Origin of the sequence: Agromyces sp. GXS1127 (assembly GCF_050565425.1) — a bacterium.
GTDB lineage: Bacteria > Actinomycetota > Actinomycetes > Actinomycetales > Microbacteriaceae > Agromyces.
Genome location: NZ_JBOCIG010000001.1, coordinates 258,177 through 276,408 on the forward strand (window position 1 = coordinate 258,177; position 18,232 = coordinate 276,408).

15 protein-coding genes are annotated in these 18,232 nt (G+C 72.3%); 13 read left to right on the top strand and 2 right to left on the bottom strand.

Features of this window, described 5'->3' with window-relative positions:
* Positions 1–2: 2 nt before the first annotated feature.
* Complete coding sequence (locus ACQ393_RS01170; protein ID WP_430644979.1) at positions 3–407, bottom strand: hypothetical protein; 405 nt, start codon at positions 405–407, stop codon at positions 3–5.
* A 297-nt stretch (positions 408–704) separates the two neighbouring features.
* Between ACQ393_RS01170 and ACQ393_RS01175 the strand changes: the two genes are divergently transcribed.
* From ACQ393_RS01175 to ACQ393_RS01210, 8 genes are all read left to right on the top strand, one after another.
* Entirely contained in the window at positions 705–3,143 is a 2,439-nt protein-coding gene (locus tag ACQ393_RS01175) for a M14 family metallopeptidase (RefSeq protein WP_430644980.1), read from the top strand.
* Between the two features lie 84 nt (positions 3,144–3,227).
* Positions 3,228–3,557, top strand: coding sequence for a nuclear transport factor 2 family protein (locus ACQ393_RS01180; protein WP_430644981.1), 330 nt, complete (start codon positions 3,228–3,230; stop codon positions 3,555–3,557).
* A gap of 69 nt (positions 3,558–3,626) precedes the next feature.
* Positions 3,627–4,247 carry a TetR/AcrR family transcriptional regulator gene (locus ACQ393_RS01185; protein ID WP_430644982.1) on the top strand — a complete coding sequence of 207 codons (621 nt, stop codon included), beginning with the start codon at positions 3,627–3,629 and terminating at the stop codon, positions 4,245–4,247.
* Positions 4,248–4,612: 365 nt separating this feature from the next.
* Positions 4,613–5,410 carry an electron transfer flavoprotein subunit beta/FixA family protein gene (locus tag ACQ393_RS01190; RefSeq protein ID WP_430644983.1) on the top strand — a complete coding sequence of 266 codons (798 nt, stop codon included), beginning with the start codon at positions 4,613–4,615 and terminating at the stop codon, positions 5,408–5,410.
* Between the two features lie 11 nt (positions 5,411–5,421).
* Entirely contained in the window at positions 5,422–6,432 is a 1,011-nt protein-coding gene (locus ACQ393_RS01195) for an electron transfer flavoprotein subunit alpha/FixB family protein (RefSeq protein ID WP_430644984.1), read from the top strand.
* Positions 6,429–7,760: a cytochrome b/b6 domain-containing protein gene (locus ACQ393_RS01200; RefSeq protein ID WP_430644985.1), complete on the top strand. Its 1,332-nt coding sequence runs from the start codon at positions 6,429–6,431 to the stop codon at positions 7,758–7,760. Before ACQ393_RS01195 ends, ACQ393_RS01200 begins: the two co-directional genes overlap by 4 nt.
* Complete coding sequence (locus ACQ393_RS01205; RefSeq protein ID WP_430644986.1) at positions 7,757–8,947, top strand: phosphotransferase family protein; 1,191 nt, start codon at positions 7,757–7,759, stop codon at positions 8,945–8,947. The genes ACQ393_RS01200 and ACQ393_RS01205 overlap by 4 nt, the downstream gene beginning before the upstream one ends.
* A gap of 55 nt (positions 8,948–9,002) precedes the next feature.
* The gene (locus tag ACQ393_RS01210; protein WP_430644987.1) at positions 9,003–10,508 is read left to right on the top strand and encodes an aldehyde dehydrogenase family protein; all 1,506 of its coding nucleotides are present in this window, start codon (positions 9,003–9,005) and stop codon (positions 10,506–10,508) included.
* Positions 10,509–10,639: 131 nt separating this feature from the next.
* Here the strand turns inward: ACQ393_RS01210 and ACQ393_RS01215 are convergent, their stop codons facing one another.
* On the bottom strand, positions 10,640–11,878 hold the full coding sequence (locus ACQ393_RS01215; protein WP_430644988.1) for a TetR/AcrR family transcriptional regulator: 1,239 nt from the start codon (positions 11,876–11,878) through the stop codon (positions 10,640–10,642).
* A gap of 177 nt (positions 11,879–12,055) precedes the next feature.
* On the opposite strand from ACQ393_RS01215, the gene ACQ393_RS01220 reads away from it, so the two are divergent.
* From ACQ393_RS01220 to ACQ393_RS01240, 5 genes are all read left to right on the top strand, one after another.
* Positions 12,056–13,633, top strand: a complete 1,578-nt coding sequence (locus ACQ393_RS01220; protein WP_430644989.1) for a long-chain-fatty-acid--CoA ligase — start codon at positions 12,056–12,058, stop codon at positions 13,631–13,633.
* Between the two features lie 4 nt (positions 13,634–13,637).
* Positions 13,638–15,245 carry an alcohol dehydrogenase catalytic domain-containing protein gene (locus ACQ393_RS01225; protein WP_430644990.1) on the top strand — a complete coding sequence of 536 codons (1,608 nt, stop codon included), beginning with the start codon at positions 13,638–13,640 and terminating at the stop codon, positions 15,243–15,245.
* A 115-nt stretch (positions 15,246–15,360) separates the two neighbouring features.
* Positions 15,361–16,635 carry an ABC transporter substrate-binding protein gene (locus ACQ393_RS01230; RefSeq protein WP_430644991.1) on the top strand — a complete coding sequence of 425 codons (1,275 nt, stop codon included), beginning with the start codon at positions 15,361–15,363 and terminating at the stop codon, positions 16,633–16,635.
* Positions 16,636–16,756: 121 nt separating this feature from the next.
* Positions 16,757–17,524: an ABC transporter ATP-binding protein gene (locus ACQ393_RS01235; protein ID WP_430644992.1), complete on the top strand. Its 768-nt coding sequence runs from the start codon at positions 16,757–16,759 to the stop codon at positions 17,522–17,524.
* Positions 17,521–18,228, top strand: a complete 708-nt coding sequence (locus ACQ393_RS01240) for an ABC transporter ATP-binding protein (protein ID WP_430644993.1) — start codon at positions 17,521–17,523, stop codon at positions 18,226–18,228. The genes ACQ393_RS01235 and ACQ393_RS01240 overlap by 4 nt, the downstream gene beginning before the upstream one ends.
* The last annotated feature ends 4 nt before the right edge of the window (positions 18,229–18,232 follow it).

An 18,232-nucleotide genomic window follows, 5' to 3' on the forward strand; every position in this document is an offset into this window, starting at 1 on the left:
GGTCAGCCGCCCGCGAGGGCGACGAGCTGCACGAGGCGAAGCGTCGACTCGGGGGCGATCTCGAGCTCGGCGTCGAGCTCTTCCACCCGTTCATCGTCGAGGAACACGAAATAGAGCTCGTCGTCGAACGCCTCGATCGCGCGGGCGTGCGCGGCATCGAGGGTCGGTGCCTTCGGGGTCGCCCGGAGTTCGCGCCCGTAGGCACCGGTCTCAGCACCCGTGGCAAGGTCTGCGGGGGTGAGTATCCGCAACGTGCGGTTCTCGACGCGGCGTCGCTCGTACTCGGCGAGCTCGTGGCGGACGAGCACGCGGAGCAGGTCGCGCAGCGTCATCGGGCCCGCACGCACCTCGACGACGTGCTCATCGGCCCCGGCTCGGCTGCCGACGACGTTGGTCTGGACGATCACGCGGCTCACTCTGGCACGACGCACGGACATCGCGCGAGCATCGCGTTGCCGTCGCTGCGGGACAGGGCTGTAGCCGATCGTCCACCGAGGCATCCGCTCAACGCGCAATTCGTCCCGTCTACTTTTGTCACTGTTGACGCGAAAGTTGCGACCCGATAGACAGAGCCCACGCTCGGCCCGACCCGCATCAGCGGGTCCGGGGCGGGCGGCCGGAGTTGGGGGACGACGGCGACACCGCATCCTTCCGCGCCGGTGCAGGCTCCATCGCAGGTCACCGCAACGAGGGGGAAGACATCGATGTCGACGATCAGACGCAGGGTGCTCGGAGGGTCGGCGGCGTTCGCCGCGCTCGCCGGGCTCATCCTCACCAGCATGACGCCCATCAGTCCGGCCAGTGGCACCGAGCCGCTGCCGGACCTCGTCCGAGACGCCGGTGAGGAGGTCGCCGTCGTCGAGGTGATCGTCGCCGACACCGCCGAACTCGACCGCCTGGTCGATACGGGCGTCGACCTCGACCACGCCGCGCACGCCAACCCCGACGGCACGATCACCGCTCACGCCGTCGTCAGCGACGGCGAGGCACAGGCATTGCGCGCCCGAGGGTTCGCGGTCGGAACGTCCCTCCACGACGAAGAAGACACCGCCGAGGTCCTCGCCGAACGCGACGCGACCATCGCCGAGGCGGTCGCCGCGAACGAGGAGTTCGCCGAGGCCGCTGAGGCCGCGGAGGTCTCCGACGTCAAGATCATCCGCGCCGACTACTACACGTCGTACGGCGTCGGCTACCTCTCCGTCGAGGCCAAGTGGGCCGACGGCCAGACGAGTTCGGCCCAGCTCTCCGTCGAGCGCGACAGCGGACCCGGCACCGACCTCGGCTCCGGCGGCACGCAGAACATCAACCGATTCGTCGACGCCGGCGTCTACCTGTACCACCGAGGCGCCGCGGTCGTCGAGACGCGCCCCGACACCATCCGCATCGTCAGCCCGACCGGCGACGTCGCCACCGCGAAGGTGAACGACTGGCTGCCGCTCGACGGCGACGACGCGTTCGGCCCGAACTATCAGAGCGACTTCATCACGTCGTACCTGACGCCGACCGAGCTGTACGACCGCATCGAGATGCTCGCCGCGGAGTTCCCGCAGATCTCCGAGATCGTCGAACTGCCGAACGAGACGAACGGCTACCGGCGACTCGCGCAGGCGGTGCTCGGCTCCGCCATCAGCAGCCGCGTCGCGATCGACTCGGTCGCCTGGGGCCACGAGGGCGGGAACGGCCTCAGCGTGGCGATGGTCGACCCGGTGGCGACGGACTCGCCGCTCTCGGTCGCCGTCTCCGGCGACGAGATCACGGTGTCGCTCGCGACCGACTCCGCCGGGACCGTCACCAGCACCGCAGCCGAGGTCGTCGCGGCGATCAACGCCTCGCCCGCGGCATCCGCCCTCGTCGTCGCGTACACGTACCGCGGCAACACCGGGTCGGGCCTCGTCGCTCCCGCGACGGCGGACCTCACCGACGGCCTGTCGGCCCCGGAGACCGTGTCGCGCGATCCGCACCCCGTGTACGCGATCCGGATCGGCAAGGTCCGCGACGGCTCGAAGCCCGGCGTGCTCGCCTACGCGCAGGAGCACGCGCGCGAATGGGTGCCGCCGCTCGTCGCCGTCGAGACCGCGGAGCGGCTGCTGCGCAACTACGCGCAGGACGCCGAGACCAAGCGCCTCGTGAACAACCTCGACATCTGGATCGTGCCCTCGGTGAACCCGGACGGCGGTCACTACTCGTTCTACGACTTCAACTCGCAACGCAAGAACATGTTCAACCACTGCGAGCGGACGGGCAGCGCCGACTTCCTCGCACGGAACAGCTGGGGCGTCGACAACAACCGAAACTACGACACCTACAGCCTGTTCGACGGGTACAACGGCGCCTCGTCCTCGTGCACGAGCGGCACCTACGCCGGTCCGAGCGAGCTCAGCGAGCCGGAGAGCGCCAACATCGACTGGATCGCGGCCGAGAACCCGAACATCGAGTTCTCGATGAACCTGCACAGCTCGGGCAACTACTTCATGTGGTCGCCGGGGGCGTACATCACGCCGGGGCGCATCTCGGCGCCGCGTCCGACGGTCGAGGAGGAGGCGTACTTCTGGGGTGCCTCCTCGCGGATCCTGTCCGAGATCAAGCGGTACCGCGGGATGTCGGTGACGCCGGCGCGCACGGGCCCGGTCTCCGACGTGCTCTACTCGGCGGCCGGCAACTCCGGTGACCTGCTCTGGTACAAGTACGGGATCTACGCGTGGAACTTCGAGGTGGGGACGCAGTTCCAGCCGCCGTTCGAGAACGAGAACCCGACGGGAGCGTCGGCGCACGCCGAGTCGCAGGAGTTCGCGAACGGCCTCGTCGAACTCATGCGCGTCGCGTACGACTTCGATCGGGACTCGCAGCGGCCCGCCAGTTCGCTGGCCGTGTCGGCGAGCGCCGAACCGGGCATGGTCGACCTCGTGTTCGAGACGACGGAACCCGCGTCGGTGTTCTACACGATCGACGGGTCCAAGCCGACGTTCGCGTCGACGCTGTACGCCTCGGCCGGCATCCGCGAAGGCGGTGAGACGGTGACGGTGCCCGCGGGCACGACGGTCAAGTGGTTCTCCGTCGACGCGGCCGGCAACCTCGAGAAGAACTACAAGCCCGGTGGGAACGGGACCAACTTCAACACCATGACGATCGTCGCGCCGGGCTGATCCGTCCCCGTCGACCCGAACCGGCTGCGGCCGCGGCGTCCCGAGCGGATGTCGCGGCCGCGGTCGTCGGCGTAGGGTGTGGCCATGTCCGACACCGCCATGCCCGCCGCCATCCGCGCGTTCGTCGACGCCACCAACGCCGGCGACTCGGAGGGGTTCGTCGCCGCGTTCACCGAGGACGCCTACCTCAACGACTGGGGCCGCGAGTTCCACGGACGCGACGGCGTCGCGAGCTGGAACGAGACCGACAACATCGGCAAGCTGTCGCACTTCGATGTGCACGGCATCAGGGCCGGGCGCATGCCGCAGCAGTACCTGCTCACCGTCACCGTCTCGGGCGAGGGCTACAACGGCCCCGGCACCTTCACGTTCGACCTGCGCGACGGGCTGATCGCGCGGTTCCTCATCGCGTAGCCCGTCCGTTAGGCTGCGGCGCGGCACGTGCGACGACGCACGGCCCGCAGGGTGATGCAGGGGAGGGCGATGTCGGAGTCAGCGAACGGGTCGGCCCGGCGTCCCGTGCAGGAGCGTGCGGTGCGCACGCAGGCCGCGATCCTGGATGCCGCGGTGCGGGTGCTGGCCGAGGAGGGCTACGCCGCGGCGACTACCGTGCGCGTGCAGGAACGAGCCGGAGTCTCGCGCGGGCGACTGCTGCACCACTTCCGGTCGCGCACCGAGCTGCTCGTCGCCGCGGTGCACCACCTCGCAGCGGCGCGGCTCGACGAGCTGCTGGTCGACGTCGAGCTGCCCGAGGAGCCCGGGGCGCGCATCGACGCCGCGATCGCGGCCATGTGGTCGTCGAACGGGCAGCCCGTCTACCTGGCCTCGCTCGAGCTCTGGCTCGCCGCGCGACACGACGAGGGCCTCCGCGAGGCGCTGCTGCCGACCGAACGGCGCATGGGCGGCATCCTGCTCGAGATCCAGCAGCGGCTGTTCGGCCCGGAGCTGACTGCGCGTCCGGAGTTCGAGCCGCTCATGGAGCTGCTCGTCACGAGCATGCGCGGCACGGCGATGACGTACGCGATCACGGGCGCCGACCCGGCGAGCGAGCCGAACCTCGCCCTGTGGCGTGCGCTCGCGCGCGAGCAGCTGCTCGGCGGCTGAGCCGGCGGCCGCGGCGGACCGCTCGCCGTGCCGGCCCTGCCGGCCCGGCAGGCCCCGGCGCGCGTAGACAGGATGAGCCGCGTCATCCCCCCGGATATGGCACCCATGGCGCGGCTGGTCCTGCGAACTCGATCCGGCGCTGGCGCCCGCAGCGCGGTCGGCGCCGTTCCGGCGCCAGGTCCGGTCCGCGTAGGCAGGATGAGCCGCGTCATCCCCCCGGATATGGCACCCATGGCGCGGCTGGTCCTGCGAACTCGATCCGGCGCGCTAAAAAAGTCAGACTTGACTGTTCTGCGATCCCTGATCAGAATGTCGTCGTACCGACCCGGCCCCGGCCGGCATGATCCGCGAAGGAGCGATCGACGATGAGGATCCTCGTCCTGGTCAAGGACGTCCCCGACACCTACGCCGACCGGCGCCTCGATCTCGAGACCGGCCTCGCCGACCGCGAGGCGAGCGAGCGCGTCGTCGACGAGATCGGCGAGCGCGCCCTCGAGGTCGCCCTGCGCCACGCCGACGAGCACCCGGAGACCGAGGTCGTCGCCATGTCGATGGGCGCCGAGCCCGTGGCATCCAGCCTGCGGAAGGCGCTCGCGATGGGCGCCGCGCGCGCCGTGCACGTGGTCGACGAGGCGCTGCTCGGCGCCGACCTCGTGCTCACGGCCGAGGTCCTCGCGGCGGCGGCGCGTCGCACGGGTTTCGACCTCGTGATCGCGGGCGACCAGTCGACCGACGGCTCCGGAGGGGTCGTGCCGGCGATGGTCGCCGAGTTCCTCGACGTGGCGCAGGCGACCCGGCTCGAGTCCGTCGAGCTCGCCGACGGCACGGTCTCCGGCATCCGCGCGACCGACGGCGGCACCGCGCGGGTGACCGCCGAGCTGCCCGCCGTGATCTCGATCACCGAGCGCCTGCCCGACCCGCGCTTCGCGAACTTCAAGGGCATCATGGCGGCCAAGAAGAAGCCGCTCGAGACCCTCTCGCTCGCCGACCTCGACCTCGACATCGACGCAGCGGATGCCGCGACCGCGCGCTCGATCATGATCACGATCTCGGAGCGCCCGCCCCGGTCGGGCGGCACCAAGATCACCGACGAGGGCGACGCCGGCGAGCGGCTCGCCACGTTCCTCATCGAGAACCGCCTCGTCGAGAACCGGCTCGCCTGATGGAGACCCCGATGCCCGAACAGTCCGCACAGCCCGCCCGGTCCGACGCGCCGATCCTCGTCCTCCTCGACACGACGCTCGATGGCGGCCTCGCGCCGACCACGGCCGGCCTGCTCGGCGCCGCGGCCGGCGTCGGCACCCCGATCGCGCTCGTGATCGCCCCGCCGTCCGGCGACGCCGACGAGCTGGCGGATGCCGCGGCCCGTCTCGGTGCGACGCGCGTGCTCGTCGCACGGCCCGACGCCCCGTCGCAGCTCACCGTTCCCGCGGTCGACGCCTTGGCCGCGGCCGCGGAGCTCGTGCGCCCCGACGCCGTGCTCGTGTCGCACTCCGTGGAGGGCCGCGAGGTCGCCGCGCGCTTCGCGGCGCGCACCCGCTCGGGACTCGCCGTGGACGCGGTCGCGGTCGCGCGCGATGACGAGGGGGTCGTCGCCCACCATTCCGTCTACGGCGGCGCATACGACGTGGCCTCGGCGGTGACCTTCGGCGCACCCGTCATCACGGTGCGCATCGGCGCGGTCGACGCACGCGCCGAGGCGCAGGCGCCGACCTCCGAACCGCTCGCCGTCGCGGCATCCGGTCGCCGTGCGGCCACCGTCGAATCGGTCGAGGCGCGCGTCGTCGAGACCGGACGCCCCGAGCTCCGCGGCGCCGCGAGGGTCGTCTCCGGCGGCCGAGGCCTCGGCTCCGAGGAGCGCTTCGCGCTCGTCGAGCAGCTCGCCGACGCGCTCGGCGCCGCCGTCGGCGCCTCGCGTGCGGCCGTCGACGCGGGATTCGTGCCGCAGAGCCACCAGGTGGGGCAGACCGGCGTCTCGGTCTCGCCGCAGCTGTACGTCGCGCTCGGCATCTCGGGCGCCATCCAGCACCGCGCCGGCATGCAGACGGCGAAGACGATCGTCGCGATCAACACCGACGCCGACGCGCCGATCTTCGAGATCGCCGACTTCGGCATCGTCGGCGACCTGTTCCAGGTCGTGCCGCAACTCATCACCGCACTCGAGACGAGGAAGGTGCCGGCGTGACCACGACCCGGCCGCCCGTCCGGCGCGGCCTGCCCCGTCGCCCGGGCGGTGACGCGTGGCCGCCGCCGGGTCTCGCACCCGACGCCCCGGTGGCGACGGCGACGCCGACGGCGGTCGCGGCCCCGACCGAGGCGGTGATGGATGCCGCACCCGCCGCGGTCACGCCCGCCGCACCCGCCGCGGTCACGCCCGCCGCACCCGCCGCGGTCACGCCCGCAGAGCCCGCCGCACCCGCAGCGCCAGTGAGCACGCGGCCGCTCCGCCGCGGCCTCCCGCGCCGCGCGGGCGCCGAGCCGTGGCCGGCGGCGGGCTTCGCACCCGCGGCATCCGTCCCGGAACCGGCACCCGAGGCATCCGTCCCGGTCGCACCTGCGGTGCCCGAGGCATCCATCCCCGCCACGAGCACCGCCCCCGCAACGACCCCGCCCTCCGAGCCATCCGCCCCCGCCCGCCCCTGGGCCCGGTGGGCGCTCGCCGCCGTCGGCCTCGTGCTGCTCGCCGCCGCGGTCGTGCTGGTCGCCCGCTGGCTGCGGACGCTCGACGGCGTGCAGGCGTTCCTCGCCGCCTACCCGGGCGAGGCGCCGATGCCGGAGGGCGCGCCCGTCGGCTTCCCGGCGTGGCTCGCCTGGCAGCACTTCTTCAACGTGTTCCTCATGGTGCTGATCGTGCGCTCGGGCTGGCAGGTGCGCCGCGAGCGGCGACCGGCCGCCTACTGGAGCCCGCGCTGGAACCCCGCACGCAAGATCGGCCTGAACCTCTGGTTCCACCAGTCGCTCGACCTGCTCTGGCTGGTCAACGGCGTCGCCTTCGTCGTGCTGCTGTTCGCGACGGGGCAGTGGATGCGGATCGTGCCCACGAGCTTGGAGGTGATCCCGAACGCGATCTCGGCGGCCCTGCAGTACGCCTCCCTCGACTGGCCGACCGAGAACGGCTGGGTGCACTACAACGGCCTGCAGCAGCTGACCTACTTCGCGACGGTGTTCGTCGCGGCGCCGCTCGCGGTGATCACGGGCGTGCGGATGTCGGGCCTCTGGCCCGCACGCGCGAAGACCCTGAGCCGCATCTACCCGGTCGAGGTGGCGCGCGCGATCCACTTCCCGGTGATGCTGTACTTCGTGGCGTTCATCGTCGTGCACGTCGCGCTGGTGCTCGCGACCGGGGCGCTGCGCAACCTCAACCACATGTACGGCGGCCAGGATGCCGTGAACTGGGTCGGCTTCATCGTCTTCGCGGTCTCGCTGATCGTCATTGGGGCAGCGTGGGTCGCCGCGCGGCCGCTCGTGCTCGCTCCCATCGCGGGCCTGTTCGGAAGGGTGAGCAACCGATGAGCGTGCAGGAGAACGAGACCGAGGCCGAGACCGGGCAGGCACCCGCACCCGCACCCGGGCCTGAGATCGGCGCCGCCCCGCACCCGTCGTCGGAGCCCGACGGCCGCGACGTCGTCGCGACGGCGGCCGAGGCATCCGCCCTCGCCTCGCCACCGCTGCTCGTGCTCGAGACCGTCGCCCGCCACCTCGACGACCACGGCATCGGCGCGGGCCCGATCGCGTGGACGCGCATCGGGGAGGGGCAGTCGAACGTGACGTTCCTGCTCCGCCGAGGCGACGCCGAGGTCGTGCTGCGGCGCGGGCCGCGTCCGCCGCTGCCGCCGTCGGCGCACGACATGCTGCGCGAGGCGCGCATCCAGCGGCTGCTGGACGCCGAGGGCTACCCGGTCGCCGAGATCCTGTCGACGTGCGAGGATCCGACGCTCCTCGGCGTGCCGTTCTACGTCATGGGCTACCTGCGCGGCGACGTCATCACCGACGAGCTGCCCGAACGGTTCGACGCTCCCGCGCAGCGGGCACGGGTGGCGGATGCCGCGGTCGACGCGCTCGCGCGACTGCACGCGATCGACGTCACGGCGGGCCCGCTCAGCGGGTTCGGCCGGCCCGAGGGGTACCTCGAACGGCAGGTGTCCCGGTTCCGCGGGCTGTGGGGCACGGTCTCGCGGCGCGAGCTGCCGCTCGTCGACGCGGTCGCCGACCGGCTCGCGGCCGCGCTGCCCGCGACGGCTCGCCCGGCGCTCGTGCACGGCGACTTCCGCCTCGGCAACCTGATGTTCACGGCCGACGCGGCGCCGACGGTCGGCGCCGTGCTCGACTGGGAGATGTCGACGCTCGGCGATCCGCTCGCCGACCTCGGCTACCTCGCGGCCACGTGGAGCGAGCCGGGATCGCCCGCGACCACGATGGAGCTCTCGCCCGTGACCCGGCTCGAGGGCTTCCCCGACCGGGCGGGCCTCGTCGAGCGCTACGCGAGCCTGACCGGCGCCGACACGAGCGCGCTGCCCTGGTACCAGGCGCTCGCGCTCTGGAAGTCCGCGATCTTCAGCGAGGCGATCTACACGCGCTGGCGCGCGGGGGAGCGGCCGGACGACACGAGCTTCGCCCCGAGGCTCGAGACCGGCGTGCCGCAGTTGCTCGAGGTGGCATCCGGCTATCTCGACCTTGTGCCGAGGGCCACCTCGGTCTAGTGTGAATCCAGATTCACTTCCTTGGTTCGGTTCATTCAACGTCGAAGGGACGGCCGTGACACTCATCGCCGACGGGCCCACCGCCACTCAACTCACCACCACCGACCCGCGCGACGGCTCGGCCATCGCGACCTATCCGGTCGCCGGGCCCGCCGATGTCGACCGCGCCGTCACCGTCGCGGCCGACGTCGCCCACTGGTGGCGGGCGCAGGGCTATGCGGGCCGGCAGAAGCTGCTCCAGGCCTGGAAGTCGGAGATCGCGACGAACGCGCGCGACCTGGCCTCCGTCATCTCGCGCGAGACCGGCAAGACGCCGGATGACGCGCTGCTGGAGGTCGTGCTCACTCTCACGCACCTCGACTGGGCGTCCAAGAACGCCGGCAAGGTGCTCCGCCGCCGCAAGGTCGCATCGGGGCTCGCGAGCTACAACCAGGCCGCGAGCGTCGGCTACGAGCCGTTCGGCGTCGTGGGCGTGATCGGTCCGTGGAACTACCCGTTCTACACGCCCATGGGCTCGATCGGGTACGCGCTCTCGGCTGGCAACGTCGTCGTGTTCAAGCCCAGCGAGCTCACCCCCGCCACCGCCAAGTGGATCGAGGAGGCGTGGAACCGCGTCGCACCCGACAAGCCCGTGCTCCAGGTCGTCGTCGGCGACGGCGCCACGGGCGAGGCGCTCGCGTCCTCCGCCGTCGACAAGGTCGCCTTCACGGGCTCGCCGGGCACCGCGCGCAAGGTCATGGCCGCTGCCGCGCGCAACCTCACGCCCATCGTGGTCGAGGCCGGCGGCAAGGACGCCATGATCGTGACCCGCCAGGCCGACCTCGACGCGGCCGTCGGCTTCGCCGTCTTCGGCGGCATGGGCAACGCCGGCCAGACCTGCGCCGGCGTCGAGCGCGTGTACGTCGAGGCGCCCGTCTACGACGCGTTCATGGAGAAGCTCGTGGCCTCGGCTTCGCGGCTGCAGCCCGGCCCCGAGGCATCCGCCAGCTACGGCCCGATGACCCTCGCGCGCCAGTCCGAGGTCATCTCGTCGCAGATCGCCGGCGCGCTCGAGCGCGGCGCGACCGCCGTCCTCGGCGGGGCGGACTCCGTGAAGGACGGCTACGTCGGCCCGGTGATCCTCACCGGCGTGCCCGACGACTGCGCCGTCGTGCAGGAGGAGACCTTCGGCCCGGTGCTCGTCGTCGACCGCGTGAAGGACATCGACGAGGCGATCGTCAAGGCGAACGCCACCGAGTACGGCCTCTCCGCGTCGGTCTTCACCAAGGACCACCACGCCGGTCTCGAGATCGCGGAGCGCCTGCGCTGCGGCGCAGTGAGCATCAACTCGGTGCTCGGCTTCGGCGGCATCCCCGGGCTGCCGTTCGGCGGTCGCGGCGAGTCGGGCTTCGGCCGGATCCACGGCGCCGACGGGCTGCGCGAGTTCAGCGTGGCGAAGTCGATCGCGCTGCAGAAGAGCAAGGCGTTCATCGACCTGCTCACGATGGACCGGTCGGAGCGCGACATGCACCTCGCGGAGCGGATGCTGCACATGCTGCACGCCAAGGGCAAGAAGCACTGACGAGGAGCACCCCGCCGACGCGGTCGCCTGACGGGCGGCCGCGTCGGCGCGTGTGAGCGGCGTGCGCGTTGCGAGGGCGCCCGAGCGGCCACCCGCCACCCGCGGGCAGCGGACGCCGAGCGGCTCCCCGGCTACGCCGCCGGCTCGCGCACGCCCAGCGCGGCCCGCACGATCGCCGCCACCCGCGTGCGCGTGGAGGGCGAGTTGTCGAAGTGCACGATCCGCCCGATGTCGACGACGACGTTGAGCCCGGCGTGCACGCGCACGCGGGCCGCGCTCGTCGACAGGTCGGGTCGTGCGGTGCGCAGCAGCGAGACCCACTCGTCGACGTGTCGGCGCTGGATGCCGCGGAGGCGCTCCTGCTCGGCGTCGGGCAGCGCGCCCACGTCGGAGAAGTAGACGCTCATCAGCTCGCGGTGCGTGAAGCTGTGGGCCACGTACGCGTCGACCAGGCGGTGCAGGGCCTCGTCGGGGGATGCCGCGCCCTCGAGCGCATCGGCGGTGGTCGCGTTCAGTCGTTCCGACGCGCGGACGCACGCCTCGAGGAGCAGCTCGGACTTGCTCTCGAAGTAGCGGTAGAAGCCCGACGGCGTGAGCCCGACGGCGGCGCTGATGTCCTCGATCCCGGTGTCGTGGTAGCCGTTGCGGTGGAACAGTGCGAGCGCCTCGCGCACGATGAGCTCGCGCTTGGACGCGCTCGGGATGCCCGCGGCATCCGTCTCGGCACCGCGGTCGGGTCGGGGGAGGTGGCTCGCGGCCACGTCGTCGGCGCACTCGAGCAGGAGGTCGGCGAGCGTGCGGCGGGCCATGCTCACGTGGTGCGAGGTGATGCTCGCGACCACGCTCAGCGCCGCGGCGGCGAGCAGTCGCGCGTCGTCGTCGGGCAGGCCCGGGCGCATGCGCTCCAGGGGGCGCCGCACGCGGCCCGCGAGCTCGGCGAACTCGTCCTGCAGCTGCCGGCGGTCGTCGGGTTCGAGGTAGCGGCCCTCCCAGCGGTAGAGCCCGCCGGTCAGCCGGTTGTCGATGGTCGTCTCGACGATGGCCGACACGAGCGCGTCGTACTCCGCCCTGGCGGTCTCGGGGTCGTCGGCGTCGTCGGCGTGCTCGGCGACGAGGTCGTCGGTCGCCTCGATGAGCCCGTGCGCGAGTCGGTTCGCCGCGTCGAGGAACAGGGCGTACTTGTTGGGGAAGTGCCGGTACAGCGCCGGCGCCGAGATGCCCACGGCGGAGGCGACCTCGCCGAGGCTGACCTGGTGGAAGCCGCGCTCGGAGAACAGGGTCGCGGCCGCCATCGCGATCTGCTGGCGCCGGTCCTTCGGCCGGACCCGGCGGACCTCCGTGTCCGCGGTCGGCGCCCCCATCGTGCCCATCACCACAGGCTATCGCAGGCACGCCCTGCGAGCGTCGTGAACCATCGTTCACAAGTCGTGTGAATCGAAATTAACAAAAGTCGTGACAACCGGGCCGTGGCGAGGCATACTGACATCACCTGAGTCGCCGGGCCCGAACCCGCCGACGGTACAGCGAAGTACGAAAGGGATTCCCGAATGAGCACCGAAGCCCCCGTCATCCCGCGGTCGGCACGTCGCAACCACTGGATGAACCAGGTCGCGATCCACGCGTCGAACCAGCCCGGCGCCCTCGCCTTCCGCTACCTGGATCGCGACTGGACCTGGTCGCAGGTCCACGACCGCGTCACGCACCTCGCGGCCGCGCTCCGCCGCCGCGGGGTCGAGGAGGGCGACCGGGTCCTGCTGCTGACGCTGAACAGCCCCGAGGTCGTCGAGACCGTCTTCGCGGTCAACACGCTCGGCGCGATCGCGGTGCCGATCAACATCCGGCTCACCCCGCCCGAGATCGCGTACATCGTCGACGACGCCGACTCGTCGGTGATCGTCGTCGACGCGCCGCTCGCGCCGCTCGTGGGCGTCGTCGGCCAGCTGACCTCGCGCATCGAGCGCGTGATCGTGCTCGGCACCCAGGCCGGCGAGGGCCAGGAGGCGCTGGAGGACCTCATCGCGGAGGACCTCGACGGGTTCCAGGCTCCCGACGTCCCCGAGGATGCCACGGCCCTCATCATGTACACGTCGGGCACGACGGGTCGTCCCAAGGGCGCGATGCTCGACCACATCAACCTGTACGCCCAGGCGATCACCTGCATCCGCGCCAACGGCGTCGTCGACGAGTCCGACATCGCGTTCATGACCGCGCCGCTGTTCCACATCGCCGGCCTCGGCTCGATCGCGCCGAACTTCATCATCGGCATCCCGACGATCATCCACCCGCTCGGGGCGTTCGACCCGGCCGCGATCGTCGACGCGTGGGAGAAGGAGCGGGCGACCATCGTCTTCAACGTGCCGCAGCAGTGGCAGGCGATCTGCGCGCTGCCCGGCATCAAGGAGCGAGACCTCGCCCTCCGCATCATCAGCTGGGGTGCTGCACCTGCGACCGACACGCTGCTCCGCCAGATGGAGGAAACGTTCCCGAACGCCCTGAACACCGCCGTCTTCGGCCAGACCGAGATGTCGCCCATCACGTGCGTGCTCCGCGGGCCCGACTCGCTGCGCAAGCTCGGCTCGGTCGGCAAGCCCATCCCGACGATCCAGACCCGCGTCGTCGACGACGAGATGAACGACGTCGCCCCCGGCCAGGTCGGCGAGATCATCTACCGCGGGCCGACCATGATGAAGGGCTACTGGCGCAAGCCCCACGAGACCGCCGAGGCGTTCGCGGGCGGATGGTTCCACTCCGGCGACCTCGTCCGACAGGACGAGGAGGGCTTCGTCTGGGTCGTCGACCGCAAGAAGGACATGATCATCTCGGGCGGCGAGAACGTCTACAGCGCCGAGGTCGAGAACGTGCTCGCGTCGCACCCGCACGTGGCCGACGTCGCCGTCTACGGCCGCGCCGACGAGCGCTGGGGCGAGGTGCCCGTCGCGGCCGTCGTGCTCGTGCCCGAGACCGAGCTCACCGTCGAGGCGCTCGCCGAGTTCCTCGCCGACAAGCTCGCACGGTTCAAGCAGCCCAAGCACGTCGTGGTCATGGAGGTCCTGCCGCGCAACGCCGGCGGCAAGGTCAACAAGGTCGCGTTGCGCGCCGCCGACCGCGAGCCGACTCCGGCGTAGGGCGATGACCGAGGCAGTGGCCGCGCTCGTCCGAGAGCGCGGCGGATCCGTCACGCTCTCGGACGTGACCCTGAGGGCGCCCGGCGATGACGAGATCATCGTCCGGGTCATGGCCTCAGGGGTGTGCCCGACCGACATGTTCGGCATCGACGGCGGCGCCGGCGACCGGTTCCCCGCTGTGTTCGGGCATGAGGGCGCCGGGGTCGTCGAGGCGGTGGGCGCGCGGGTCGACGGGCTGCGGCCCGGCGACCGCGTGGCACTCGGCTTCGCCTCGTGCCGCGAGTGCGCGCCCTGCCTCGATGGTCACCCGGCGTACTGCGAGTCGTTCGCGGCGCTCAACCAGGGCGCCCCGGTCGACTTCGCCGAGGCGGGCGAGCCCGTGACCGCGGGCTGGATGGGCCAGTCGGCCTGGTCGACCCACGTGGTCGTCCGCGCCTCGAGCGCCGTCGCGATCGGCGAGGACGTGCCGTGGCCGGTCGCCGCGACGCTCGGTTGCGGCGTCCTGACCGGGGCCGGCGCCATCCTCAACGTGCTCCGCCCGGGCCCGGCGGACTCGCTCCTCGTGCTCGGGGCGGGCACCACAGGGCTCGCGGCGGTCATGGCCGCACGGCACCGCGGGCTCGCGCGGATCGTCGTGAGCGACCCCATCCCGGCGCGCCGGGAGCTCGCGCTGGAGCTCGGCGCGACCGAGGCGCACGCTCCCGCCGCGCTCGCCGGGTCGCTCGAGGGGCGGCCCCAGTTCGAGGCCGTGCTCGACACCGTCGGCTCGCAGGACTCGGTCGACGCCGCGCTCGGGGCGCTCGCCGCGCGCGGCACCTGCGCGACCGTCGCCCTCAAGCCGGGGTCGAACCGGGTCTCGATCTCCCAGTCGAAGCTGCTCTGGGGGCGCACGATCACGGGCGTCATCGAGGGCGACGCCGACATCGCCCGCGACCTGCCGATGCTCGAGGCGATGTGGCGGGCCGGGCGCCTGCCCGTCGAGCAGCTGATCTCGCCCTACGAGTTCGCCGACGTCGACGCCGCGGTCGGCGCGGCCCGCACGGGTCGCTCGATCAAGCCGGTGCTCCGGATGTCGGCGCCCCACGCGGACGCGGACGCCCCCGACGACGCGCGGACGGCCCCGCCGCGCTCGCCGTGCGACCTGCTCGTCCGGCTGCTCTCCGGTCGCGTGCCGCAAGAGGATCTCCCCGCCCTCTGGCGCTCGCTTCCGGCCGTCGATCCCGCCGAGCTCCGCGGGCTCTGGCGCGGCACGGGACTCAGCACCGGCCACGCCGCGCACCGGCTGCTCACCCGCAGCCGGTGGTACGGCAAGCTCTTCCGCTCCGATGACGACGTCGCGCCGATCGTCTGCGAGACGGATGCCGGCGGGCTGGTGGCCGACCCCGTCATCGCCAGGGGCGGCGCGAGCCTTCGCCGGATGGCGCACGACGGCCTCGTCACCGCGGCGATGGCCTACGACGGACAGCCGATCGTCGACCTGTTCGTCCGACTCTCGCCCGACGCCGTGCTCGGCGTCATGACCGGTCGCGGCACCGCCGACGCGGGCCGCAGCTACTACTTCGTGCTCGAACGGGATGACGACCGCGACGTCGCGGTCGCCGAACCCGCCTGAGCCGATCAGGCCGGACGGACCCACCGACCGCCCGGCCCGCACCACCGCGCACCCTGCACTGCGCGGCCCCCACCATGCACCCGACAGGTCCAGCACCGCATTCCGAGGAGGAACCATGTCCATCGCACGCAGCACCAGACGCCGTCGCATCCTGCCCGCCACCGTCGCTGGCATCGCCGTCACCGCGCTCGCCCTCGCGGGCTGCGCCGGGCGCGAGTCGGCCGACGACACCGCCGAGCCGGTCGCCGAGGCCTGCAGCCCCGGCATCACCGACACCGAGGTGAAGATCGGCAACAGCATCCCGCTCTCCGGCCCGGCCGCCGCCTACGGTGCCATCGGCCAGACCCTCAAGGCGTACTTCGACGACATCAACGCCGACGGCGGACTCGAGTTCGCCGACGGCACGACCCGCGAGGTCACGGTCACCGTCATCGACGACGGCTACGACCCCGCGAAGACCGCAGCCAACGTCCGCACGCTCGTCGAGCAGGACGAGGTGTTCGCGCTCGCGGGCGTGCTCGGCACCGGCGCCGCGATCAGCGTCGCGCCGTACGTCGAGGAGCAGGGCGTGCCGAACCTCTTCGTCGGCACCGGCAGCGACGCGATCCTCGGGCTCCACGCGGAGGACCCGTGGACGACCGGCTTCATGCCGCAGTACGGCTTCGAGGTGCAGGCGCTCGCCGAGTACCTGATCGAGAACCACCCCGACTCGACCGCCGCGATCCTGTACCAGAACGACGACTTCGGCGAGAGCATCCGCGCCGGGTTCGAGGCCGCGTTCGAGGGCAGCGGTATCGAGATCGTCGCCGCCGAGTCCTACGAGCTCGCGAGCGCGTCCGTCGACAGCCAGGTCACGACGCTCGCGGCATCCGACGCCGACATCTTCCTCGACTGGGCCGTCGGCGCGTTCGCGACCCAGTCGCTGAAGAAGAAGCTCGAGCTCGGCTGGGATGCGACCACCGTGATCAACGCCCCGGCCGCCGACGCGACGTTCTTCCTCAAGCCCGCGGGCGAGGGCGCGGCCGACGGCGTCGTGTCGATCGCCTACACGAAGGACATCACCGACCCGTCGCTCGCGGGCGACGCCGGGTTCGACGCCTGGACCGAGTTCGCCGCCGCCCACCCCGACGAGGTCAACGCGCTCTCGGCCCCTGCGGCCGCCGGCTACCAGACGGCGCAGCTGCTCGAGGCTGCGCTGACCCGGATGGAGGGCTGCACGCGTGAGGCGCTGCTCGACGCGGCGACCTCGTTCGACGGCCTCGAGCTCGACCTCGCGCCCGTTCCCGTGAGCACCTCGCCGGACTACCCCTACGTGTTCAGCGAGATCGGCGTGCAGGTCTTCAACGGGTCCAACTGGGACCTCACCGAGGGCACCTACACCGTCGACTGACGGATGACCCGGGGCCGGGTCGGGACGCCCGGCCCCGGGGCACCGCAGACGAACGAGACACCCGAGCGGGAGCATCCGGCCCCGACGCGGGACGACCGACATCGGAATCGAGGAGGACGCGATGGACGCGCTGCTCGAGGTGCGCGACGTGCGCCTCTCGTTCGGCGGCCTGCAGGCGCTCGACGGGCCGAGCCTCACGGTCGGCGACGGCGAGGTCGTGGGCCTGATCGGCCCCAACGGCGCCGGCAAGACGAGCCTGTTCAACTGCATCAGCGGCCTGTACCGCCCGCAGTCGGGCAGCATCCGCGTCGCAGGGCGCGAGGTGGCCGGCCTGCCCCGGCACCGCATCGCCGGGCTCGGCGTGGGTCGCACCTTCCAGAACATCGGGCTGCTGCCGAGCCAGACCGTCCTCGAGAACGTGCTCGCCGGCGCGTACCACGCGACGGGCGGCGGATGGTGGGCGACGGCGCTCGCACTGCCCGGCATCCGTCGAACCGAGCGCGAGTACCGCTCGCGCGCGCTCGAACTGCTCGCCGAACTCGACCTCGCCGACGTCGCCGGCCGGGTGGTCGGCACCCTTCCGTTCGGCACGCTGAAGCGCATCGAGCTGGCGCGCGCCCTCATCGGCGAGCCGCGGCTGCTGCTCATCGACGAGCCCGCGAACGGCCTGGTCCACGGCGAGGTCATCGAGCTCGGGGCGACGCTCCGCCGACTCGCCGCGGAGCGCGGCGCGGCGATCCTCCTCGTCGAGCACCACATGGGGCTCGTCACCTCCGTGTGCGACCGCGTGGTCGTGCTCGACTTCGGGCGCCTGATCGCCGAGGGCGATCCGCACGAGGTCGCGCGCGACCCGCAGGTCGTCGCCGCCTACCTGGGGAGTGCGGCATGAGCCTGTTGACGGTCGACGTGGATGCCGCGGGCTACGGCCCTGCGACGGTGCTCCGGGACATGCGCTTCGGGGTGCCCGCCGGAGGCCGGCTCGTCGTGCTCGGTGCGAACGGCGCCGGGAAGACCACGGTCCTCCGGACCATCTCCGGCCTCTGCCGTGCCGAGGGGTCGATCCGCCTCGACGGCACCGAGCTGGTCGGCATGCCCACGCATCGCATCGCGGGGGCGGGCCTCGCCCACGTGCCGCAGGGTCGGGGCACGTTCGGCGACCTGACGGTCCGCGAGAACCTGCTCGTCGGCGGGTCGACGCGGCCGCGGCGATCGGTCGCCGCCGACGCCGACCGCTGGATGGAGCGCTTCCCGCGGCTCGGCGAACGGAGCGCCCGCCCCGCCTCCGGGCTCAGCGGCGGCGAGCAGCAGTTGCTCGCGATCGCTCGGGCTCTCATGTCGGCGCCCCGCGTGCTGCTGCTCGACGAGCCGTCCCTCGGGCTCGCGCCGAAGGTCACGACCGACCTGTTCGCCACGCTCGACGAGCTCGGGCGCGAGACCGGCACGGCGATGCTCCTCGTCGAGCAGAACGCCGAGGTCGCGCTCGGTATCGCCGAGGACGCGCTCGTGATCGAGAGCGGCCGGATCACCGTGCGTGGCTCGGCCGCCGAGCTCCGCGACAACGACGACGTCCGCCGGGCCTACCTGGGCGTGTGAGAGG